This window comes from Rhodoferax sp. OV413 (genome assembly GCF_900104385.1).
In the GTDB taxonomy this organism is placed as follows: Bacteria; Pseudomonadota; Gammaproteobacteria; order Burkholderiales; family Burkholderiaceae_C; genus Rhodoferax_B.
In genome coordinates, this window is sequence record NZ_FNJA01000005.1 from 22,241 (window position 1) to 43,099 (window position 20,859).

20 protein-coding genes are annotated in these 20,859 nt (G+C 65.1%); 3 read left to right on the forward strand and 17 right to left on the reverse strand.

What is annotated here, in order from left to right; genetic code table 11:
* Positions 1 to 3: 3 nt before the first annotated feature.
* The 6 genes from BLT66_RS16900 to BLT66_RS16925 are packed head-to-tail and all read right to left on the reverse strand — an operon-like array spanning position 4 to position 6,385.
* Positions 4 to 1,029 carry an ABC transporter ATP-binding protein gene (locus tag BLT66_RS16900; protein WP_092759248.1) on the reverse strand — a complete coding sequence of 342 codons (1,026 nt, stop codon included), beginning with the start codon at positions 1,027 to 1,029 and terminating at the stop codon, positions 4 to 6.
* Entirely contained in the window at positions 1,026 to 2,048 is a 1,023-nt protein-coding gene (locus BLT66_RS16905) for an ABC transporter ATP-binding protein (protein ID WP_092759250.1), read from the reverse strand. Before BLT66_RS16905 ends, BLT66_RS16900 begins: the two co-directional genes overlap by 4 nt.
* Positions 2,045 to 2,944 (reverse strand): ABC transporter permease, encoded by a 900-nt coding sequence (locus tag BLT66_RS16910; RefSeq protein WP_092759252.1) that lies wholly within the window; start codon positions 2,942 to 2,944, stop codon positions 2,045 to 2,047. Before BLT66_RS16910 ends, BLT66_RS16905 begins: the two co-directional genes overlap by 4 nt.
* Positions 2,941 to 3,915, reverse strand: a complete 975-nt coding sequence (locus BLT66_RS16915) for an ABC transporter permease (protein WP_092759254.1) — start codon at positions 3,913 to 3,915, stop codon at positions 2,941 to 2,943. The genes BLT66_RS16910 and BLT66_RS16915 overlap by 4 nt, the downstream gene beginning before the upstream one ends.
* Positions 3,912 to 5,393, reverse strand: a complete 1,482-nt coding sequence (locus BLT66_RS16920) for a SidA/IucD/PvdA family monooxygenase (RefSeq protein WP_092759256.1) — start codon at positions 5,391 to 5,393, stop codon at positions 3,912 to 3,914. The genes BLT66_RS16915 and BLT66_RS16920 overlap by 4 nt, the downstream gene beginning before the upstream one ends.
* Positions 5,390 to 6,385: a LysR family transcriptional regulator gene (locus tag BLT66_RS16925; protein WP_092759258.1), complete on the reverse strand. Its 996-nt coding sequence runs from the start codon at positions 6,383 to 6,385 to the stop codon at positions 5,390 to 5,392. Before BLT66_RS16925 ends, BLT66_RS16920 begins: the two co-directional genes overlap by 4 nt.
* A 258-nt stretch (positions 6,386 to 6,643) precedes the next feature.
* Here BLT66_RS16925 and BLT66_RS16930 point away from each other — a divergent pair, with 258 nt between their 5' ends.
* A complete protein-coding gene (locus BLT66_RS16930) occupies positions 6,644 to 7,594 on the forward strand; it encodes an AEC family transporter (RefSeq protein ID WP_092759260.1) in 951 nt (316 codons plus the stop codon).
* A gap of 10 nt (positions 7,595 to 7,604) precedes the next feature.
* Here the strand turns inward: BLT66_RS16930 and BLT66_RS16935 are convergent, their stop codons facing one another.
* Genes BLT66_RS16935 through BLT66_RS27435 form a run of 3 tightly spaced genes read right to left on the reverse strand, consistent with a single transcriptional unit; the run spans position 7,605 to position 10,848 of the window.
* Positions 7,605 to 8,549 (reverse strand): 2-hydroxyacid dehydrogenase, encoded by a 945-nt coding sequence (locus BLT66_RS16935; protein ID WP_092759262.1) that lies wholly within the window; start codon positions 8,547 to 8,549, stop codon positions 7,605 to 7,607.
* A gap of 12 nt (positions 8,550 to 8,561) precedes the next feature.
* Positions 8,562 to 9,317 (reverse strand): class II aldolase/adducin family protein, encoded by a 756-nt coding sequence (locus BLT66_RS16940; RefSeq protein WP_092759264.1) that lies wholly within the window; start codon positions 9,315 to 9,317, stop codon positions 8,562 to 8,564.
* 1 nt (position 9,318) lies between these two features.
* Positions 9,319 to 10,848: an amino acid ABC transporter permease/ATP-binding protein gene (locus BLT66_RS27435; protein WP_092759266.1), complete on the reverse strand. Its 1,530-nt coding sequence runs from the start codon at positions 10,846 to 10,848 to the stop codon at positions 9,319 to 9,321.
* Between BLT66_RS27435 and BLT66_RS26815 the strand changes: the two genes are divergently transcribed.
* Positions 10,808 to 10,975, forward strand: coding sequence for a hypothetical protein (locus BLT66_RS26815; protein WP_176955072.1), 168 nt, complete (start codon positions 10,808 to 10,810; stop codon positions 10,973 to 10,975). The genes BLT66_RS27435 and BLT66_RS26815 overlap by 41 nt on opposite strands.
* Positions 10,976 to 11,046: 71 nt before the next feature.
* On the opposite strand, the gene BLT66_RS16950 is transcribed toward BLT66_RS26815, so the two are convergent.
* From BLT66_RS16950 to speB, 4 genes are read right to left on the reverse strand one after another with little or no spacing between them, the layout of a single operon-like run.
* A complete protein-coding gene (locus BLT66_RS16950; protein WP_255406969.1) occupies positions 11,047 to 11,856 on the reverse strand; it encodes a transporter substrate-binding domain-containing protein in 810 nt (269 codons plus the stop codon).
* A 51-nt stretch (positions 11,857 to 11,907) separates the two neighbouring features.
* The gene (locus BLT66_RS16955; RefSeq protein WP_092759268.1) at positions 11,908 to 12,963 is read right to left on the reverse strand and encodes an isopenicillin N synthase family dioxygenase; all 1,056 of its coding nucleotides are present in this window, start codon (positions 12,961 to 12,963) and stop codon (positions 11,908 to 11,910) included.
* 2 nt (positions 12,964 to 12,965) lie between these two features.
* On the reverse strand, positions 12,966 to 13,841 hold the full coding sequence (locus tag BLT66_RS16960; RefSeq protein WP_092759270.1) for a sugar phosphate isomerase/epimerase family protein: 876 nt from the start codon (positions 13,839 to 13,841) through the stop codon (positions 12,966 to 12,968).
* Between the two features lie 15 nt (positions 13,842 to 13,856).
* Positions 13,857 to 14,810, reverse strand: a complete 954-nt coding sequence (gene speB, locus BLT66_RS16965) for an agmatinase (protein ID WP_218922621.1) — start codon at positions 14,808 to 14,810, stop codon at positions 13,857 to 13,859.
* A gap of 133 nt (positions 14,811 to 14,943) precedes the next feature.
* On the opposite strand from speB, the gene BLT66_RS16970 reads away from it, so the two are divergent.
* Positions 14,944 to 15,840 (forward strand): LysR family transcriptional regulator, encoded by an 897-nt coding sequence (locus tag BLT66_RS16970; protein WP_092759272.1) that lies wholly within the window; start codon positions 14,944 to 14,946, stop codon positions 15,838 to 15,840.
* 106 nt (positions 15,841 to 15,946) lie between these two features.
* Here BLT66_RS16970 and BLT66_RS16975 read toward each other — a convergent pair whose 3' ends face one another.
* From BLT66_RS16975 to BLT66_RS16990, 4 genes are all read right to left on the reverse strand, one after another.
* Positions 15,947 to 16,888 (reverse strand): ABC transporter substrate-binding protein, encoded by a 942-nt coding sequence (locus BLT66_RS16975; RefSeq protein ID WP_176955075.1) that lies wholly within the window; start codon positions 16,886 to 16,888, stop codon positions 15,947 to 15,949.
* Between the two features lie 116 nt (positions 16,889 to 17,004).
* Positions 17,005 to 19,221 (reverse strand): PAS domain S-box protein, encoded by a 2,217-nt coding sequence (locus BLT66_RS16980; protein ID WP_092759276.1) that lies wholly within the window; start codon positions 19,219 to 19,221, stop codon positions 17,005 to 17,007.
* Between the two features lie 5 nt (positions 19,222 to 19,226).
* Positions 19,227 to 20,177 carry an ABC transporter substrate-binding protein gene (locus BLT66_RS16985; protein WP_176955076.1) on the reverse strand — a complete coding sequence of 317 codons (951 nt, stop codon included), beginning with the start codon at positions 20,175 to 20,177 and terminating at the stop codon, positions 19,227 to 19,229.
* Between the two features lie 258 nt (positions 20,178 to 20,435).
* On the reverse strand, positions 20,436 to 20,768 hold the full coding sequence (locus BLT66_RS16990; protein ID WP_092759280.1) for a FlxA-like family protein: 333 nt from the start codon (positions 20,766 to 20,768) through the stop codon (positions 20,436 to 20,438).
* Positions 20,769 to 20,859: the final 91 nt, after the last annotated feature.

The window sequence follows — 20,859 nt, forward strand, 5'->3', positions numbered from 1 at the left end:
AGGTCAGGCCGCGTCGTCATCCAAATGACAGGCGCTTTGGTGGTTGATCGCGATGCCACGCAGGCGCGGCACCTCGGTGCGGCAGCGCGGCATGGCCTGCGGACAACGTGGGTGAAAGTGGCAGCCCGGGGGCGGCGCAATCGGGCTGGGGATCTCGCCACGCAGCGCGCTGAAGCGGGTGCGGCGCGCATCGATGCGCGGAATCTCGGCCAGCAGTGCGCGGGTATAGGGGTGGTGGGCGCGGGCGAACAGCTCTTCGACCGGCGCGCTCTCCACCACCCGGCCCAGGTACATCACCACCACCCGGTCGCACACATGCTCAACCACGCCCAGGTCGTGGCTGATAAACAAATAGGTCAGGCCCAGCTGATCGCGCAGGTCCATGAACAGGTTCAGGATCTGCGCCTGGATGGACACGTCGAGCGCAGCCACCGCTTCGTCGCAGACCAGCAGGCCGGGCTGCACCGACAGCGCGCGTGCAATGCCGATGCGCTGGCGCTGGCCGCCGCTGAACTGGTGCGGGTAGCGGTGCCGCAGCGCCGGGTCAAGGCCGGCCCGCTGCAGCTGGGCGCACACATAGTCGTCATAGCCGGCAGCATCGGTCAGACCGTGCAGCAGCGCCGCCTCGCCGACGATGCGGGAGATGCGCAGGCGCGGGTTCAGGCTGGCGAACGGGTCCTGGAACACCATCTGGATGCGCAAGCGCGCGGCCAGGCGCTGGGCCGGTGTTTGCTGCGCCAGCGGTGTGCCGCCGACCCAGACCTCGCCTTCGGTCGGCGCCAGAAGATCGGCGGCGATGCGGCCCAGGGTCGACTTGCCGCAACCGGATTCGCCCACCAGGCCGATCACCTCCCCGGGCCGTACCGCCAGGTCCACACCGTCCAGCGCATGCGTAACCACCGGCGGCTGGGTCAGGCCCAGCGTGCGCAAGGCGCGGCCGACCGGGCCGGGCGGCGGTGCCGCGCCAAAGCGCTTGGCCACACCGCGCAACTCGACCAGCGGGGTTGCTTCCACAGACACGGCACTCATGCAAACTCCTTGGCGGGGGCCACGGCCCCGGGGTGAAAACAGCGCACCTGGTGGCCGGTCTGCTGTGCGCGTGGCTGCGTCAAACCGGGCGGCACGGCACAGGCGCTGGACGCGCGGGCGCAGCGCGGCGCAAACGCGCAGCCCGTGGGCATGTCCAGCAGGCTGGGTGCCATGCCGGGAATCTGCTTGAGCCGCGCGCCGCGCCGATTCGCGCTGGGCAGGCTGCCGATCAGGCCCTGGGTGTAGGGGTGCTGCGGGTGGTCGAGTACGTCGTCCACCGAGCCATGCTCGACGATGCGCCCGGCGTACATCACCGCGATCTCGTCGGCCAGGCCGGCCACGACAGACAAGTCGTGGCTGATCCAGACCAGCGAGGTGCCGCGCTCGCGCACCAGCTTTTGCACCTCGGACAGGATTTGCGCCTGGATGGTCACGTCCAGCGCTGTGGTGGGCTCGTCGGCAATGATCAGGTCCGGCCCGTGCAGCATGGCAATCGCAATCGCCACCCGCTGGCGCATGCCGCCCGACAGCTGGTGCGGATAGGCGCGCAGCCGGTCCTCCGGGCTAGCGATGCCCATCAAGCCCAGGGTGTCGCGCGCATGGTTCCAGGCCTGGGCGTGCGAGACCTTGCGGTGGGCGCGCACCGCCTCGACCATCTGCGTGTCCACACGCAGCACCGGGTTCAGCGTGGCCATCGGGTCCTGGAAGATCATGGCGATGCGGTCGCCCTGCAGCTGGCGCAGGGCCGAGGGCTGCATCTGCGTCAGGTCCTGGCCCTTGAACAGCACCTCGCCGCCTACTACCTTGCCCGGCGCATCGACCAGGCCCATGATAGAAAAACCGGTGACAGATTTGCCCGAACCAGATTCACCGACCAGACCCAGCACCTTGCCACGGCCCAGCGTGAACGACACGCCATCGACCACCGGCAGCACGCCGGCGCGGGTGTTGAACTGGGTGCGCAGGCCGCGCACTTCCAGCAGCGGGACTTCGGCGGTTGATGTTGCGGAGGTATTCATTTCTGCAACCTTGGATTGAGTACGTCGCGTAATTGATCGCCCACGAGGTTGATCGCCACGATGGTGGCCAGCAGCGCCACGCCGGGGAAGAAGCTGATCCAGTATTCGTTCGACAGCAGGTACTGGTAGCCGTTGGAAATCAGCAGGCCCAGCGAGGGCTCAGTGATCGGCACGCCCAGGCCCAGAAAGGACAGCGTGGCCTCCAGCGTGATGGCGCGCGCCACCTGCAGCGCTCCAATCACCATCAGCGGCGGCATGCAGTTGGGCAGCACATGGCCGATGGCGATGCGCCAGGCCGGGATGCCCTGGCCGCGGGCGGCTTCCACATAGTCGCGCCGGCCCTCTACCAGTGCCTGGCCGCGGGCGGTGCGCGCGTAGTAGGCCCATTCCAGCAGCACCAGGGTCAGGATCACATTGCCCACGCCCTTGCCCACATAGGCCAGGATCATCAAGGCCATGAGGATGGTGGGGAAGGACAGCAGCAAGTCGACCAGGCGCATCAGCAGCGCATCGACCTTGCCGCCGGCATAGGCGGCCAGCAGGCCCACCAGGGTGCCCAGGATGCCGGCGATCAGCGCCGAGCCTATGCCCACCAGCAGGCTGATGCGCAGGCCGTAGACGATGGCCGAGTACAGGTCGCGGCCCTGGCCGTCGGTGCCTAGCCAGTAGGTGAAGCTACCCAGGCCGTTGGCCGTGCCCGGATGCAGGCGTGCGTCCATCACGTCCAGCTGCATCAGGTCATACGGGTTCTGCGGCGTGATCCAGGGCGCGCAGAGCGCTGCCAGCAGCACCAGGGCCAGCACCGCCAAGCCGCCCAGGGCGATGCGCGATTGCGCGAAATCGGTAGCCACGCGCCACCAGATGGAGCGCTCGTCAAAATTACGCGCCGGCTTCATTTGGCACCTTCCAGCCGCGCACGCGGGTCGAGCAGGCGGTAGAGCAAGTCCACCACCAGGTTGATACAGACAAACAGGACGACGACCACCATCAGGTAGGCCACCACCACCGGGCGGTCCAGCGAGTTGATGCTGTCCAGAATCAGCTTGCCGGCGCCCGGCCAGGCGAAGATGGTTTCGGTGACTACTGCGTAGGCGATGGTCGAGCCCAGCTCCAGGCCCAGCACCGTCACCAGCGGAATCAAGGTGTTGCGCAGCACATGGGCCAGCATCACCCGCAGCGGCGACAAGCCCTTGGCGCGGGCGAACTTCACAAAGTCCTGCGGCAGCACCTCGCGTACGCCGGCCCGGGTCAAGCGCAGCACCAGCGAAATCTTGAACAGCGCCAGGTTGAACGCGGGTAGTACCAGGTGCTGCAGGCCATCCAGCGTCAGCCAGGACCAGGCAATGCCCAGGAACACACGCGTCTCACCGCGGCCGCTGGCCGGCAGCCAGCCCAGCTGCACGCTGAACAGCATGATCAGCATCAGCGCCACCCAGAAGGCCGGTAGCGAGAAGCCAACGATGCTGGTCGCCATCAAGGCCTTGGACAGCGCGTGGTCGGGCTTCATGCCGGCGAACAGGCCCATGGGCACACCCAGCAGTACGGCCAGCAGCAGCGCCGACACCGCCAGCTCCAACGTCGCCGGCAGGCGCTGCAAGATCAGCCGCACCGCGTCTTCCTGGTAGACAAAGCTCTTGCCCAGGTTGCCGCTGAGCGCGCCTTTGGCAAAGGCGAAATACTGCTGCCACAGCGGCTGGTCCAGGCCCAGGCGGGCGATGGCGGCCAGGCGCTCCTGCTGGTTCAGGTCGTCGCCGATCAGGATGTCCACCGGGTTGCCGATGGCGTGCAGGCCGACGAAAACAATGATGGTCATCGCCAGCACCACCAGCGCAGCCTGTCCGATGCGGCGCAACAGCCAGCCGGTCATGTCCGCTCCTCGTAAGCCGGAAATTCGGCGGGCGTCCACTCGTCGCCCACCAGCTCGGGTTCGGCGTAGTTTTCCATCGCGGTGAAATGCAGGGCTACGTCGTCGCTGAACAGCTTGCCCGCCAGACCCTGGGCCAGGCGCTTGGCGCCGTCGCTGATCTGCGGAATGTCGCCAGACACCGCGCCGTGCGTCAGCGCCGACGGGTAGCAGAAGCAGTGCACGCGCTCCAGGCCCGGGCAGGCGCCGGGGGTCTTTTCCTGGAACTCGAACAGCGGCCCCAGGTCGGGCGACTCGGCCAGCTCGCCATCGGCCTGGCCGGCAGCGGGCTGGTAGCGGTCTTGCCACAGCCGCACCTGGGGCGCGAAGGCGGCGAACTCGGGGCGCAGGTCCCAGTGGCTGCGGAAGCCGGTGCAGAAGATCACGAAGTCGGCGGCGATAGGCCCCTTGGCGGTTTCCAGGCGCAGTGCGCCGTCGGGCCGCAGCGCCGCCGACTGCACCGCCGCCCCCAGGTGGAAGTGGGCATTCGCGTGGCGCGACACGCGCAGCGTACTGCCCTGCGGCGGCGGCACCTGCTGCACATTGATGTAGTGGCGGATGCGCCATTTCCAGTCGTCGGGCAGCACCTGGAAGCCGTGGGCCATGCCCGGGCTGCCAGCACCCTTGCCCTTGTTGATGCGCGGCAGCTCGGCCCGGCGGACCAGCAGGTCGACGCGGGCGGCACCGGCTTCCAGCGCAGTGGCCGCGCTGTCCATGGCGGATGCGCCGCCGCCGACCACGGCCACGCGCTTGCCGGCCAGGGTCGCCGCATCCCAGTTCTCGGCCGAATGGCCCCAGGCCGCGCGCGGCAAAGCCTGCGCCCAGTCGGGCACCCAGGGGCCGCCCAGGCCGTCGCGGCCGGTGGCCAGCACCGCGTGGCGGGCCAGCACCTGGTAGGCAGCACCGTCACGCGTGCCATCGGCCAGGTCCAGCTGCACCAGGCCGTCGGCACGCGGGCGCACGGCCAGCACCTGCTGCTGGTTGCGCACGTCCAGGGCCAGCACCTGGCGGTACCAGCGCAGGTACTCGGCCCATTGCAGGCGCGGAACTTTGTCCAGCGCGTCCCAGGCGGCCAGGCCAAACTGGGCTTCGAACCAGGCGCGGAAGGTCAGCGCCGGCAGGCCCAAGGCTGGGCCGGTCAGCTCCTTGGGCGAGCGCAGGGTTTCCATGCGCGCCGTGGTGGCCCACGGGCCTTCAAAGCCCGCAGGCGCGCGGTCGAAGATACGGGCTTGCACGCCCAGGTGGTTGAGCGAAGCGGCCAGCGCCAGGCCAGCCATGCCGCCGCCGACGATGGCCACGTCCAGCACCGGCGCGCCGTCCCAGCTGCGCTGCGGCACCCAGCGGCGCGCGGGCAGGCCCAGCCACTGCAGGTCCTGGCGCAGGCGGGCTTCCAGCGCGGGCAGGCCGGTGGCAGCGGCCAGGTCGGGAGAGCGGGAATTCATCGGGACACCTTTCGGGAAACTTTTTGCGCTCCGGCCTCGTCGCCGTAAATGGCTTGCAGCAGGGCCGCGTGGTTGGAGGCGTCGTGCTGCACAAAGCCGGGCAGCGCGGAGGCCACGGCTAGCAGCGCGTCGATTACGGCCTGCACGGCGGCGGTCAGCGGCCGGGACTGGGGCGTGATCACGCCAAAGAAAAACGGGATATCCACGTCGATGGGCCGCACCACCACACCATCCAATGGCGCGCCGTGGGCTGTCAGCGGCTCCAGCACGGCCACGCCCAGCCCGGCGCGCACCAGGGCCTGGGCGTTCATCGAGGAATTGGTTTCGATCAGCGCGGCCCGCTGCTCGGGTGGCCGACCGGCACGCGCCAGCACGGCGTCCAGCCGGTGCCGCAGGCGAAACGGGTTGCTCATGGTGATGATGCGGCGCTGGGCCAGCGCCGCCAGCGGCACGGTGGCATGGACGGCCAACGGGTCGTCCTGCGCCAGCACGGCCACGCAGGGCAGCTGGGCGATCCAGTGCACGTCCAGGCCACGGTGTTCCAGCGGCAGGCTGCTGGCGCCCAGCTGCACCGCGCCGGTCAGCACGGCATGCACCACCTGCTCGGGCGAGGCGGTGCGCAGCTGGATCGGAGCCGCGCCGGTCTGCGTCTCGACGCGCTTCAGCGCCTGCGGCAGCAGCCCGACCGACAGGGCCGAGGTGGCGGCCAGCAGCAGCGGCTGGGCATCGCCGCGGGCGATTTCTGCGGCTCGCTGGTGGATCTGGCGCAGGCCGCCCAGGGCACGCTCCACGTCTTCGTACAGCAAAAAGCCCTGCTCGCTGGGCGTAACCCGCGGGCCGTTGCGCGAAAACAGTGCATAGCCGATCTCGGCCTCGAGTTCTTGCACCAAGCGCGTCACCGCCGGCTGGGAACGCGCCAACAGCTGGGCCGCAGCAGTAATGCTGCCGGTGGACATGACCGCGGCAAAGGCCTCAAGTTGTCGGAATTCCATCGCTCGTATTATCCAAATAATGAATCATGACGCATTTAGCATGCCATTTACAAATAATAAATCCGCATGTGCATATGCGGAAATCGGCCAACTGCGCGGCCAGAAGCACCGCCATGCGGCACCGAAATTTATGAAAATAATGGCTCTGGCGCATATTCCTCCTGCGCAAGCAGCTACTTTTTTAGTAGCAAATCACACACGACCCGCAGCCGAGAGGCTGTTTACACTGCGGCCACACGCAACCCCGCGGACCCGCTTGTGAACCACCTCATCCTTTCCTCCCTGTTGCCGGTGGTGCTGCTGATCAGCCTGGGCTGGCTGGCCGGCCACCGCCAGTGGATTGGCGCGGGCTCGGTCAAAGACCTGTCGAACCTGGTGTTCCTGCTGCTGTCGCCGGCCCTGCTGTTCCGGGCCATGAGCCAGGTGCATGTGGAAGAGCTGAACCTGAAACCGGTGGCCGCGTACTTTCTGGCTGCCGGCCTGATCTTTGCGGGCACGCTGCTGGTCCGCGGCTTCAACCGCACGGCCGCAGTGCTGGGCATGGCCAATACCTATAGCAACTCGGCCATGATCGGCATCCCCTTGATCGGCCTGGCCTACGGCGCGCCCGGCATGGTGACGCTGCTGACCCTGGTGGCCTTGCACGCCCTGGTGCTGCTGACCATGGCCACCGTATCTGTAGAGCTGGCCGTGGCCCACGAGGAAGCCCAGAGCGGCGGCCCGCGCCGCCACGTCGCCCTACTGGTCTGGCAGGCGGTGCGCAACGCAGTGATCCACCCGGTGCCGATTCCCATCCTGGCGGGCCTGCTGTTCGCGCAGACCGGCTGGGCCATCCCGGCGGTAGTCGACACGCCGCTGATGCTGCTGGGCCAGGCCTTTGGCCCGCTGGCACTGGTGATGGTGGGCGTGACCCTGGCGCAGAACCGCATCGGCCCACACCTGCGCGGCGCCATGGGCCTGGCCCTGGTGAAGAACCTGCTGCACCCGCTGCTGGTGGTCGCCATCGGCTGGCTGCTGGGCCTGGGCGGCCTGCCGCTGACCGTGATGGTGGTGGCCGCGTCCCTGCCCATGGGCGCGAACGTGTTCCTGTTCGCCCAGCGCTACCAGGTGAAGCAGCAGCTGATCACCGCCAGCGTGGCGGTGTCCACCCTGCTGGCCTTGGTGACGGTGTCGGCCGTGATGGCGTTTGTGGCCTGGCTCTACGGCTAAGCCAACAAACTCAGTAGCCGGCGCTGCGGTCCACCGTGTTCAGCACCGGCTGGCCGCTGCGCACGCGCTGCAGGTTGTCGAGGATCTGGCCGACGATGACTGCGGGCTGCGCGCCCGAAGCCATGTGCGGCGTGACCACCACACGCGGGTGCGCCCACAGCGGGCTGGCGGCAGGCAAAGGTTCCTGGGCAAACACATCCAGCACCGCGCCGCGCAGACTGCCCTGGTCCAGCGCCTGCAGCAGGTCATCGACCACCAGATGCTCGCCCCGGCCGCAATGCACCAGGGCCGCGCCCGGCTTCATGCTGGCGAATAGCCGGCGGTTCAATATGCCGCGGGTCGCATCGGTCAACGGCAGCAGACACACCAGCACATCGGGCGCGCGCAGAAAGTCATTCAGCGCCTCTGGCCCCGCATAGGTGGTCACGCCGTCGATGGCGTGGGCCGAACGCGACCAGCCGCTGACGGCAAAGCCCTGGGCGCGCAGCACGCGGGCCAGGTGGCTGCCCAGCGCGCCCAGGCCCATCAGACCGACATGGGTTTGCGGAGCGGCTTTTTGTACTGGCATCTTCCACACGCGCTGCGCCTGCTGCTGGACTGCCTGGTCCAGCGCGCGGTGGTAGTACAGCACGGCCCACAGCACGTATTCGGCCATGCCGGCGGCCAGACCGGGATCGACGATGCGGCATACCGGCACCTCGGGGCGCGGCTGGGCCGGGCCGAGCACATGGTCGACACCCGCGGCAATCGACGAGGCCAGGCGCAGGTTCGGCAGGGTCTGCATCAGTCCGGCCGGCGGATACCAGCCGGCCACGGCCTCTACATCGGCGGGGTCGGGCATATCGGGCCACAGGCGTACCTGCAGGCCGGGCATGCGGCGCGCGGCCTCGTCGCGGAAGAGCGGGTACAGGTCGCTCAGGTCATCGGTGGCACTACAGAGCAGCAGAGTCGGCATAGAAATCAGAGGTCAATCGCGGTAAGAAGGGTCGATGCGGTCCAGGCGGCGCAGCCAAGCCTGCCAGAGTATCTGGCGTTCGTGCTCCACGCTTTGCAGCTGCTCGCAAGCATGCTGGCTCAGGTGCGCGGGGATCGCTGTGACCGGCCCGGCGGTGGCGGCCATCTGGCTGGCCGCCATCTGGATCTCGCAGGCGCGGTTCAGGTAGAACATGATGCAGAAGGCGTCGGCCACACTGGCACCTACCGACAGCAAGCCGTGGTGGCGCAGCAGCAAGGCGATGTTCGCGCCCAGCGACTGCTGGATGCGTTCGCGCTCTCCCAGGTCAAACGCCACGCCCTCGTAGGCATGCACGCCGACGCGCTGGTAAAACTCGGTGCTGATCTGGTTCAACTGCAGCAGCCCACCCTCGCAGGCCGCCACCGCCATGCCCGACAGGGTATGGGTGTGCAGCACGCAGTGGGCGTCGTCGCGCGCCATGTGCACGGCACTGTGGATGGTGAACCCTGCCACGTTGTAGTCGGCACTGCCCGACACCACGCGGCCGCGCATGTCCACCACCAGCAGGTCGCTGGCCCGGACTTCCTCGAACAGCAGGCCGAAGGGGTTGATCAGAAAGCGGTCGTCTTCCGGTGCCGCACCGGCCGCACGCGGCAAGCGCACCGAGAAATGGGTGTACAGCGTGTCGTCCCAGCCGAACAGCGCGGCCAGGCGGTAGGCGGCCGCCAGGTCGCGGCGCAGGGTGGCTTCGTCAGCAGTAGTCGTCATATCAAGATTCCAGTCCCATGAAGCGACGGACACGCTGGGTGGTGGCATCGGGCGCGTCGGGTTGTTGTATCTGCTGTGGCGCAGCGTCGAGCTGGATCAGGCCGTTTTCCATGAACAGCACGCGGTCAGAGATAGCCAGCGCGAAGTCCATCTCGTGGGTCACGATCACCATGGTCATGCCCTCTTGCGCCAGGTCCTGGATCACCTTCAGCACTTCGCCGACCAGCTCCGGGTCGAGGGCCGAAGTCGGCTCGTCGAACAGCATCACATCGGGCGCCATGGCCAGCGCGCGGGCAATCGCCACGCGCTGCTGCTGGCCGCCGGACAGCTGGTGCGGGTACTTGTGCTGGTGCGCCAGCAGGCCGACCTTGTCAAGCAACTGCTGGGCCTGGGTCTGGCGCAGCCTGGCATCGGCTGACTGGCCGTGGTAGCGCGGCGCCAGCAGCACGTTGTCCAGCACGCTCAGGTGCGGGAACAGGTTGAAGCTCTGGAAGGCCATGCCGATGCGGCGCACGCCGTTACGCACCCGGCTGCTGTCCAGCGACTCGTTGGCGTGGATATAGCTCTCGCCAAACAGAATGACCTCGCCCTGGTCGATCTTCTCCAGCGCATTGATGGTGCGGATCAGCGAGGTCTTGCCCGAGCCCGAAGGGCCGATGATGGAGATCACCTCGCCCGCGCCGACCTTCAGGTTCACGCCTTTGAGCACCTGGTGGGCGCCATAGGCTTTATGGATATTGCGCAGCTCCAGCGCAGCGGGCTGGCCGGGTGCAGCCACCACCGGGTGTAGCGCCGCCGGGCCGCCCAGGCTGTTGCGCAGGGCGGCGCAAGCTGCATCGTCCAAGGTGGTCGGGCGACGCAGTTGCAGGTCCAGGCGCTTTTCCAGCCAGCCCAGCAGCGTGCTGAAGATGGTCACCAGCATCACGTAGTACACCGCCACACCCAGCAGGGTTTCCATCACCAGAAAATTCTGCGAATACAAGCGCAGACCGGTCATCAGCAGCTCGGGCAGCGAGATCACCGACACCAGCGAGGTCAGCTTGATGATGGTGACGAATTCGTTGATCAGCGTGGGCAACGCAATGCGAAACGCCTGCGGCACCACGATCAGGCGCATAGCGCCAAAGCGACCAAAGGCCAGCGCCCTGCCCGCCTCGCGCTGGCCGCGCGCCACCGACAGCAGGCCGCCGCGGTGGATTTCGGCCATGTAGGCGGCCTCGGTCAGCACCATGGCGACCAGGCCGGCAAAGAAGGGCTCGCCTATCACGCTGCGGCTCGCGGGAAAGATCTGCGGCAGGTTGAACACAAACACCACCAGCACCAGCAAGGGCACGCTGCGGAACAGCCAGATGTAAGCCCCCGCCAACGCGCTGATCCAGCGGGTTGTGGAAATGCGCGCGCAGGCCAGAAAGAAGCCCAGCACCAGGCCCAGCCCCCAGGCCAGCGAGCCCAGCTGCACCACGGTCACGCAGGCCCGCCAGAAAATCCCCATGGAAAACAAGGACCAGAAATACGACCAATCTAAATCCATGCGGATGCTCCAGCAGGCAAAAACTCTAGAAGGGGCGCAGCAACACTACGCCTCTCATTTTCTTAATCAGCAGCAAACCCAGGTGCGAAACGCCACCCCTTCCAGAGATACCGTGGAACCGGCTTAGCCGGGCCACTGGTATCGCCCCCTGCAAGGGGGTTGGCGAAAGAAGCGAAGCTCTGCAGCCTGGGGGTGTGCTTACTTTGCTGCCACGGGCTCAAGCTCGTACTTGGCGATCAGGGCTGCGTATTCGCCGTTCGCTTGCGCGGCGGCCAGGGCCTTCTCCATCGCCTGGTACAGCGCGGTGTTGCCCTTCTTCACGTAAATGCCCAGGGTTTGCGGATACACCAGGGCCGGCGAGCTGACCACGATGCGGCCCTTGCTGCGCTCGGCCAGCATCTTGGCGGCACCGGCAATTTCCAGCTGGGCCTGGATATTCTTGGACAGCAGGGCTTGCGATGCCTCGGGGGCGGTGGGGAATTCGCTCACGGCTACGGCGGGTTTGCCATTGGGTACGCAGTACTCGGTAGACAGCTTTGCCAGGGCTTTGACCCAGCTGGTGCCGGCCTGCAGGCCAACCTTCATGCCGCACAAATCCTGCTCGGTCTTGGGGGTCACGCCACCGTCTTTGGCGACCATGATGGAGGCGCCGGTACGCGCATAGGCAATGGCATCGGCCTGGGCAGTGCGCTCAGGGGTGATGTACATGCCGGAGATCACGGTATCAAACTGGCCGCTACCCAGGCCCAGGATCAGGCTGGGGAACTTGGTGTCCACAAAAGCCGGCTTGGCCTTGATGACGCGGCCCAGCATCTCGGCCACATCGGGGTCAAAGCCGACGACCTTGTCGCCCTGCCAGGATTCGAACGGCGGGTAGGTGATCTCCATGCCGACCTTGATCTGGCCGGGCACCATGGTTTGGGCGAATGCAGCCACCGGCAGCAAGGCCGCCAGGGCAACAGCCAGCAGGCTGCGGTTGAGGGATGCGGTGCGGATGGTTTTCATCATGGTGCTTAACTCCTGGGGTGGGTGGACAAACAAGGGAAACGGAAACAGGGTTCAGGCCGTGGCCTGGGACTTCAGGTGGCCAAAGCTATTGGGCTTCAAGGCGCCGTCGGGCAAGGCGATTTCACCGGCCTCCACCTTGCGCTTGAGGTAGGTATAGGTTTGCTGGGCTTGCGAATACATGTGATCGCCAATCGACAGCTCGCTGTAGCTGGCGGTGGCAGACGCACGTGCAAACTGCGGCAGCGGCCGGATGCGGGTGTGGTAGTCGCAGGCAAAGAACAGCGGGAAGGAATAGCGCTCGTGCTGCACCTTGCGCACGCGGTGCGAGGTGGCAGGGAAGGCACCGGCGGTCATCACCTCCAGCATGTCGCCGATGTTGATGACAAAGGCCTCTTCGGCCGCTTTGGAATACGGCGGCGCATCCACCCAGACGCCCTGGTCGTTCATCACTTCCAGGCCCGGCTGGTCGGCGAGCAGCAGGGTGAAACATTCATAGTCGGTATGCGCGCCGATACCGGGCGCATCGACCGCCTCGGTGTCCACCGGATAGTGGATCAGCCGCAGCTTGGAGGGTGGGCAGGTGACCATTGCCTCAAAGAAATCTTCCGGCTGGCCCAGCGACAAGGCAAAGCCGCGGAACAGCTGGCGGCCGAGGGCGAACACGGCGGCGTAGTAGCTGGCCACGGCGGCCTTGAAGCCTGGCAGATCCGGCCATTTGTTGTTGCCGATCAGCGGCGTGCCAGCCAGCACCAGCGGGTGGTCGGCGGGTGCTTCAAAGCCGATGTCGAAGGCCTCCTTGTGGTCGGGCCGGCCTTTGGAATACACCTCTTCGCCCTCGGGCACATAGCCTTTGTGGCCCCAGGATTCGCCGATGTAGTAGCGCATCTTCCATTCCATCTGCTGGGCGAACAGCGTGCGGCTGGCCTCGCGCAGGCCGGCAATCAGCTTGGCATCGATGTCGTGGCCCACGATGTAGAAAAAGCCCACATCGCGCGCGGCTTGGCCCAAGGCATCGGCCACCGTCTGGCGCTGGGCCAGGCTGTCGCTGTAGAGGCCGCTGATGTTGATCACGGGCAGGGCCGTGAAATTACGTGGTCCGGGTTGCATGCTCAAAGTCCTGCCGTGGTGGGGGGTTGGGAAATGTTGTATTGCGACCAGCGCTGGAAATGCCGTCGCTCCTCCAGCGCCATCCAGCGGTTGACCGACCACAGGTCGGCCACCGGGCTGCAGGTGTAGGGCAGCAAATGCATATAACCGTCGGGACCAAACTCAGGGGTCAGCGTGGTGGTGGCGTAGCCCTTGCGCAGATGCAGCGCCCACACCGATTCCCAGACACGCTGGTGAAACGCCAGCTCGGCGGTGTATTCGGGTGCGGCCGGATCGGGCACCTGTGGCCCCTGGGCATAGGCCACGCGGGCCTGGATGTGGTGGACACGCTCCAGGAACGGGGTCAGGTCGTCCAGTGGATCGTCCAGAAGGCGCTCACAGACCACCACCCAGTGGCTGATATCGGCGGTGTACTGCAGCTGCGGCAGCTGGCGAACAATGTCCAGCGTGACCCAGGGGCTGTACAGCGAGCTCGCGCGGTGGGTTTCAAAAGTGCAGGCCACGCCCGCCGCATCGGCCAGGGCTTGCGCACGGCCCAGAAAATCTACCTGCGCGGCCAACGGCCAACGGTCGTTGCCGGCCAGCAGGTTGACGAAACGTGGAGCCAGCTCAGTGGCGGCGTCGAAGGCCCGCGCCAGGTGCTGCAAATGCACCTCGGGGCCATCCTGCTGGCGCGGAATCACGTCGGCGCCGCTGAACACGGTTGCGATGTAGGCCAGAGCATCGGCCTGCAGGCTGTCGCGCAGCAGGCGCCGTGCTGGCGCATCCATGGGCAGGCGGGCTTCCAGGCCCGCGCAGCCGGCTTCGCGCAGCTGGGCCACGGTGGCAGCCATATCGCCTTGGGCGCCCCAGGTAGAGCGGAATATCTTGAGTTCCATGGACAAAAAAATCGGTTAGCGGTATGCCACACCCGGCAGCACACACAGCATTTCGTAAAGCAAGTTCGCTGCCAGCTGCGAGGTATTGCCACTGACGTCATACGGTGGCGAGACCTCGACCAGGTCGCAGCCAACGATGTTCAGGCCGCGGCAGCCGCGCACGATTTCCAGCGCCTGGATGGCGGTCAGGCCGCCGACCTCGGGCGTGCCGGTACCCGGTGCCCAGGCGGGGTCGATGCCGTCGATATCAAACGTCAAATACACCGGTTTGTCGCCGATCTGGGCCCGCACCTCGGCCATCAGCGGCGCCAGCGACTGGTACCAGCATTGCTCGGCCTGCACCAGGCGAAAACCCTGGTCCACGCCCCACTGGAAGTCGCCGCTCGCATAGCCTTGGGCGCGCTGGCCGATCTGCACCACCCGGCTGCAGTCCAGCAAGCCCTCTTCCACCGCACGACGGAAGGTGGTGCCATGGGCGATCTTTTCGCCAAACATGTCTTCGTTGGTGTCGGTGTGGGCGTCCACATGCACCAGGGCCACCGGGCCGTGCTTGCGCGCGATGGCCCGCAGGATCGGCAGGGTGATGGTGTGGTCGCCGCCCAGGGTCATGGGCACTACCGGGTATTGCAGCAGCTGGGTGTAGCTGTCTTCGATGATGCGCACCGACTCCAGCAGGTTGTAGGTATTGATGGCCACGTCGCCAATATCGGCCACGGCCAGCGAATCGAACGGAGCGGCGCCGGTGGCCATGTTGTACGGCCGGATCATCACGGATTCGGCCCGGATCTGGCGCGGCCCGAAGCGGGTGCCGGCGCGCAGCGAGGTGCCGATGTCCAGCGGTACGCCGATGAAGGCAGCATCCAGGCCCTCGGCGGTTTCCATGGCGGGCAGCCGCATCATGGTGGAGCGGCCGGCAAACCGCGGCATCTCGTTGCCGCTTTGGGGTTGGTACAGAACTTTGGACACCATGCATCAGCCTTTTCATCTGGCAGCACGCCTACGTGCTGCGATGGGCTGATCTTTAGCCAGTCTGGGTTATGGAAAAATAGCAGTAAACAAATAATCAGTTTGTAAATTTCATAACTAAACACAGGCTTATCCCATGGCACAAGGCGCTGATCTCAAGCTGCTGCGGATTTTTGCGGCCGTGGCCCGCCACCAGGGCTTTGCCCGCGCCCAGCAGGAGCTGAACCTCACCACCTCGGCCATCAGCACCTATATGGCCCAGCTGGAGAGCGACGTGGGCTTTTCGCTGTGCCGGCGCGGTCGCGGCGGCTTTGCGCTGACGGCCAAGGGCGAGCTGCTGTTGTCGGAAACCCTGCGCGTGCTGGGCGAGCTGGACGGCTTTGAGCGCTACACCCAGTCGCTGAAGGGCGAACTCGGCGGCACGCTGAAGATGGGTGTGCTCGACACCACGGTAACCGATGCCTCACTGCCGCTGGCCCAGGCGATCGGGGTGTTTTCCAGCAAGTACCCGGCCATGCACCTGAGCCTGCTGATCCGCAGCCCGTATGAACTGCAGAAGGGCCTGCTCGACAACGAGCTGGATATCGCCGTGGGCTTCTTCCCGGCCAAGGCCAATGGCCTGGTCTACCACCCGCTGTACCGCGAGCAGCAGTGGCTGTACTGCAGCGACAGGCACCCTTGCTTTGCCCAGAAGCACCTGCTGCCGGCGGTGGTGTCCGAGCTGAATGTGGTGAGCCGCAGCTACTGGAGCCAGACCGAGCTGGGCCGGCACGGTTTCAAGCGCAGCGTGGCCACGGTGGAGAGCATGGAAGCCCAGCTGATCCTGATACTGTCGGGCGGCTACATAGGCTACCTGCCCGAGCACTACGCCCAGTCCTGGGTCGAGCAGGGCCGGCTGAAGGTGCTGCTGCCCGCCGAGTTTGGCTACCAGTCGCAGTTCTCCCTGGTGCTGCGCCGCGGCCGCAGCCGTGAGCTACCGCTGCAGGCCATGCGCGAACTGCTGCAGCCCGGCAAGCGCGGCAGCAAGCGCTAGGACGGCAAAAATCTATAAGAAATCGGTGCCTAGCGCATATTTAGCATGCGCAACCAGCTATAAATTCAATAGCAAACAGACTTTACGGAAAATCAGCCCAGGTGGCCTATCGAACAATGGTCACCGCATTCGGTGCGAGCTTGCGCAGCAATGCGGGTTCCGCCACCGACATCAGGTCTTCGGGTTTGGATTTGGCGGGCACATGGCCCTCACGCACCGCCCAGCGCGCCTGGCTGTCCATGGTGTTGCTCAGCGACTGGTCCATGCGTACCCTGAAATCGTGCTCGCGCAAATGGGCCTCGGCCAGCGCCTGGCCCAAGCCCAGGCGTGCCATCAGCACCTGCTGCGCCTTCAAAGGCTGCTCCGCAATAAAGCGCTCGGCGCGCAGCAAGGCCTGCAGCAGCTTGAGCAAATCGGCCTGCTGTGCGTCCAGCGTGGCGCGGGTGGTGATCAGGCCAAAGTGCTGGGTATAGACGCGCGGGGCCGGTAGCAGCAGACCATTGGCGCCCAAGGCCGCCAAGGCGTTGGTGGCCACCGGTTCCCAGATGGCGGCAGCGTCAATGTCGCCCTGTTGCAGCGCCCGGACCATCTTGTCGGGCGTCAAGGAAACAATGGTTTCGTTGCGCGCGCTCAGGTTGTGAAACAGCAACCAGCTGTCGAGAAAGTACTCTGCCGAACTGCCCACCACCGTGCCGATGCGCTTGCCTGCCAGGCTGGCGGGCGTCGATACGCCGGCACTGCGGCGCGCCACCACCTTGATCTGGTTCGCCGAGGAACTGATGGACGCGATAAAAGCCAGGTCTGGCCGGGTAAAGCTGTTGACCGTGGCCACCAGCTCGGCCGCGGTGGCCAGCTGCACGCTGCCATCCGCCATCAACCGGTAGCAGTCACGGCCGCTGCTGCAGCTGCGGGTGGTTACCGCCACACCTTCGCTGTCAAAGTAGCCGTTGGCCTGCGCAACATAGAAAACCAGCGACACCGGCCCTTCCGCCAGCGCCACGCTCAAGCCGGCCGCCGCGGCAGACCCGCCGGCGGTAGCCAGCAGCATGCATACGCTCCAGAAAACAGCAAGCCTGCGCGGAATACCCATTGACGATGCCCTCCTGTAAAACGCTCTCTGGCATCTTAAAGTTGCCAACAGAAGGACGCGCTGGGGGGCCAGTGTTATGCCCCCCTTTTGAGGGACGAAACATCCACGGTCAGCGCATACAAGCCGCGCACGCCGCCGTCCGGATGCGGATCGGGGACGTAAGAGGTATGCATGGAGCGCGTGACGCCCTGCATCGCCATCTCACTATCGAACTCCACGCGCTCACCGGCAAAAGCCCGCTGTAGGTAGGGCAGGCGTTGCTCATACAGCGGTACACCGCCCACCTCGCGCAGGTGCATGCCAATCAGGCTTGCCGGATCGGCGCCCAGCCAAAGGCGGTAGGTGTCGTTGGCAAACTGGATGTGGTGCCCGGTATCGATGTACGAAATGAGCACCGGAACATTGTTGGTGATGGCGCGCAAAAACTGCTCGCTGCGCGCCTGCTCCACCTCGGCACGCCGCCCCCGGGTCACGTCAAACGTCATCACATAGAAACCGCGCACCGAACCATCTTCGGCCCTGTCCGGCACCATGTGCGCCTGGAAGTAAGCGCCCTTGCCTTTGTGCTGGATATGCCCTTCAAAATGGGCTACCTCGCCCTTCAACACCTGCCGCACATGGGGTTCATGGATGGCATAAGCCTCTTCGCCAAGACCGGAGCGCAGCGTGTAGCTCTCGGTATCTTCCGCCTTGATGCCGTAGACCCGGAGCACGGTGCTGTTGGCATACAGGCAGCGTTCATCCCGGTCGAAATAGCCCACCATGGCGGGGATATGGTCGGTGATGTCCCGCAAGCGGCGTTCACTGGCGAGTAGCTGGGTTTCGGCCCGTTTGCGTTCGGTAATGTCGCGCAGGAATGCATTGGCGCCATAACGCTCACCGTCACGGACTGCTGCCACCGACAGTTCAATCGGGATCAGCTGGCCCTGCTTGTTCTGCCCCTGGATTTCGATGCGCCGGTTGACTATCGGGCCTTCGCCGGTCAAGGCAAACTTATCCATTCCGTGGGTATGGGCAGCGCGCGCCTCAAGTGGAATCAAGAACTCCGTCAAAGGCTTGCCCAGCACCTCGTCGCGCTGCCAGCCAAAGGTTATCTCGGCCTGGCGGTTCCATTCATGCACGCGGCTGTCGGCATCGATACCGATGAAGGCGTCCGGGGCGTGCGTCAGGATACTGCGCATGCGCTGCTCGCTTTGCGCCTGCGCCAGCTCCGCACGTTTGCGCTCGCTGATGTCGAAAGTCATTTCGTAAAAGCCGTTGGCTTGGCCTTCTGCGTCGGTGTCGGGAATGTAGACCGAGTGGTAGTAAACGTCGCCTTGCGCATGCTGGACCTTGCGCTCAAATGCGCAACGCTCGCCACGCAAGGCAGCCTCTACGTGCACGGCTATATCCGTATCCGGCCCACCATGGGCGTCCACCACTTTGCGGCCAAACAAGGCGTCGGCGTCTTGCCCCATGGCTTGCTGCAAGCCCGCGTTGGTGAAGGTGTAGCGCCCTTCCTCATCGACATGGGCTATGCGTGCCGGCAGGTTATCGGCCACCGCTTTCAGCTGCTTTTGCGTGCGGTGCATCTTCTCCAAACTTTTAGCCAGCGCCACGGTCATTTCGTTGAACCGGCGCGACAACTGGCCGAACTCGTCATTGCGGTTGTAGGCGGTGCGGACGGTCAGGTCGCCACGCGCTACAGCAGCCGTGGCATCGTCCAGCTGGCTGAGCGGGCCCAGCACGCGCCGGCGCACCAGCAGAGATACCGCCACCAGAATGGCGAGCATCGCCAGCGGAGATGCAATGGCCAGCGCCTGGAACCGCAGTTCAGCCTGGCGCCGGTTGCGCGCAGCCTCCTGGTACCACTGGTACGCAAGATCGCTCATGGCCTGGGTGCTGGTCAGCAGCTGGTCAATCAGCAACTCCTTGCGGCGCTGGTTGAAGCTATCGGCGTCCTGGGGCAGTTGCTGCAGGCTGGAGAACAACTCTGGCAGCGCTTGCACCACCGAGCGGAACTCCAGCAGAGTCGGGCCGATGCCAGCCTTCGTGTATTCCTCCTGCAGCAAATCCACGATTTCGCCGTGGCGCTGCCGCCATTGCTGGGCCGAACGGTCCTCGGCATGGCGCACATATTCCTGCGTCAACACCAGCAGGCCCGACACCTCGTGCGAGGCGGTCTGCGCGCGCGACTGGCGTTCGTCGGCGGCATTCTCGTCACGGGCGGCACTGACGGTAAACACGGCCACAACGAGGCCCACCAACAAGGTCAAAGAAATCGCGGCAATCAGCTGGGTTCTCACGCGCATAGCAGCTAAGGGTGGATGCCTACCGCCGACGGGTTGACCGTCTTGAGAGGGGCCATATGCATTAATCCAAGAAAATTGGGCGTCGCGGCCCCGGTTACGTGGCCCTCACGGCGGGCCCATCGGGCCTCGCCCTCCATGGTGCTGATGAGGGACTGGTCCAGCCCCAGCCGGTAGGTGGCACCAGCCCACACCCAGTCGACGAAGCCTTGGTCCAACTTTAACGCGTTGCGCAACACCAATTTGGCATCTGCGGGCGAGTCCCGGATGAAGCGTTCGGCGCGCTCGACGGCACGTAACAGCCGCACCAGGTCGTTGTCGCGCTGTTTGACCACGTTGCGATGCGCCACCAGGTTGAAAGTCAGGATGTAGGCCCGGTTGGGCGGCAGAACGACAGCATTGTGGCCTAGTGCCTTGATGGCAGAATAGGCATACGGCTCCCATAGGGCGACGGCGTCAATCTGCCCATTCTGCAGGGCGGTGGACATGTCCTCCGGCTGCATATTCACCACGGTCAGATTTTGCGGGTTCAGACCTATGGTCAGCAGATACAGTTCCAGAAAGTACTGGCTGGAGGTACGGGCAACCGCCCCGACACGCTTGCCCGTTAAGTCCATAGGCTTGGCGATGCGGGAGCGCGTATGGGCCAACAGCTTCACGTCCTGGCTGGTTGTGACCATGGTTGCGATCACGGCAAAGTCGGTTCTCTCGAAGCTGTTAAAGACGATGGGCAACTCACTCGATGTAGACACATCGGCTTGCCCCTCGAGTACCAGCTGCAAGCAGCGGTGGCCGCCGCTGCACTCGGTCAGTGTCACGTCCAGCCCCTCATCCGCGAAGAATCCTTTTTGGCTGGCGATATAGATCGGCAGCGACAAAGGCGTCTTGGCGACGGCAATATTCAAGGCCTCGGCCTGCGCGGCAGCAGCACCGGCAGCCATCGAGGCAAGCACTCCCATACGGCATAGGCCACCGCACAAACGAAGACCGGCTTTCGTCCAACGGTTGCGTCGAAAACAATTCGATAGCTGCATGGCGTCGCCCCAGGATTTTGGAATGGGATGGTGTGTTGTGACTTATTCTTGCACGCCATGCAGCGAAGTAGCGCGCAAATTCTGCGTCGCCGGGGTAGACACCCAAAAGGAGTGGACGAGCATGACCGGCGCAGCGGCCCATCGCTGCATACAGGCGCCTTTAGACGCCGCAAGTTCTAAGACTTACACGTAGACGTCTACAGACCCACCCAGGCCCGGTGTGCGGGCCGAGCTTGCATCGTTGGCCTTCACTTGCTTGGCAGCTTGGGCCGCGAGCTGTTTGCTCATCTGATCTTGCTGGCTTTGCCGCTGTATGGCGGCAATCTGCTGCTGCACCATCTGGATCTGGTTCTGGATCAGTTTCACCCTTTCCTCTTTGGCTTTGGGCTCCATATCCAGCGATGCCACGTTCTTCAGCTGGTCTGCTAGCTGACGCAACTGCTTTTGCAGCGCAGCGATGTCGCCGCCAGCCTTGGAACCCAGCCCACCCGTCGAAGTTGTTGAGGAAACTTGCATACAGCTGTTATCGGCAGAAACAGCAAAGTCTGAAGAGCTACCGCTGCGTAAAGTAAACCAAGCGCAAAAATTTGTTTGCAGCTACAATAAA

Excerpts from the sequence above, each read along its gene's own strand:
- BLT66_RS16985 (WP_176955076.1), bottom strand. The coding sequence starts at position 20,177 with ATGGGAGTGCTTGCCTCGATGGCTGCCGGTGCTGCTGCCGCGCAGGCC.
- BLT66_RS16910 (WP_092759252.1), bottom strand. The coding sequence starts at position 2,944 with ATGAAGCCGGCGCGTAATTTTGACGAGCGCTCCATCTGGTGGCGCGTG.
- BLT66_RS16905 (WP_092759250.1), bottom strand. The coding sequence starts at position 2,048 with ATGAATACCTCCGCAACATCAACCGCCGAAGTCCCGCTGCTGGAAGTG.
- BLT66_RS16970 (WP_092759272.1), top strand. The coding sequence starts at position 14,944 with ATGGCACAAGGCGCTGATCTCAAGCTGCTGCGGATTTTTGCGGCCGTG.
- BLT66_RS16975 (WP_176955075.1), bottom strand. The coding sequence starts at position 16,888 with ATGCTGCTGGCTACCGCCGGCGGGTCTGCCGCGGCGGCCGGCTTGAGC.
- BLT66_RS16950 (WP_255406969.1), bottom strand. The coding sequence starts at position 11,856 with ATGATGAAAACCATCCGCACCGCATCCCTCAACCGCAGCCTGCTGGCT.
- BLT66_RS16920 (WP_092759256.1), bottom strand. The coding sequence starts at position 5,393 with ATGAATTCCCGCTCTCCCGACCTGGCCGCTGCCACCGGCCTGCCCGCG.
- BLT66_RS16955 (WP_092759268.1), bottom strand. The coding sequence starts at position 12,963 with ATGCAACCCGGACCACGTAATTTCACGGCCCTGCCCGTGATCAACATC.
- BLT66_RS16925 (WP_092759258.1), bottom strand. The coding sequence starts at position 6,385 with ATGGAATTCCGACAACTTGAGGCCTTTGCCGCGGTCATGTCCACCGGC.
- BLT66_RS16990 (WP_092759280.1), bottom strand. The coding sequence starts at position 20,768 with ATGCAAGTTTCCTCAACAACTTCGACGGGTGGGCTGGGTTCCAAGGCT.
- BLT66_RS16915 (WP_092759254.1), bottom strand. The coding sequence starts at position 3,915 with ATGACCGGCTGGCTGTTGCGCCGCATCGGACAGGCTGCGCTGGTGGTG.
- BLT66_RS16940 (WP_092759264.1), bottom strand. The coding sequence starts at position 9,317 with ATGACGACTACTGCTGACGAAGCCACCCTGCGCCGCGACCTGGCGGCC.
- BLT66_RS27435 (WP_092759266.1), bottom strand. The coding sequence starts at position 10,848 with ATGGATTTAGATTGGTCGTATTTCTGGTCCTTGTTTTCCATGGGGATT.
- BLT66_RS16935 (WP_092759262.1), bottom strand. The coding sequence starts at position 8,549 with ATGCCGACTCTGCTGCTCTGTAGTGCCACCGATGACCTGAGCGACCTG.
- BLT66_RS26815 (WP_176955072.1), top strand. The coding sequence starts at position 10,808 with ATGGAAAACAAGGACCAGAAATACGACCAATCTAAATCCATGCGGATG.
- BLT66_RS16960 (WP_092759270.1), bottom strand. The coding sequence starts at position 13,841 with ATGGAACTCAAGATATTCCGCTCTACCTGGGGCGCCCAAGGCGATATG.
- BLT66_RS16900 (WP_092759248.1), bottom strand. The coding sequence starts at position 1,029 with ATGAGTGCCGTGTCTGTGGAAGCAACCCCGCTGGTCGAGTTGCGCGGT.
- BLT66_RS16980 (WP_092759276.1), bottom strand. The coding sequence starts at position 19,221 with ATGCGCGTGAGAACCCAGCTGATTGCCGCGATTTCTTTGACCTTGTTG.
- speB (WP_218922621.1), bottom strand. The coding sequence starts at position 14,810 with ATGGTGTCCAAAGTTCTGTACCAACCCCAAAGCGGCAACGAGATGCCG.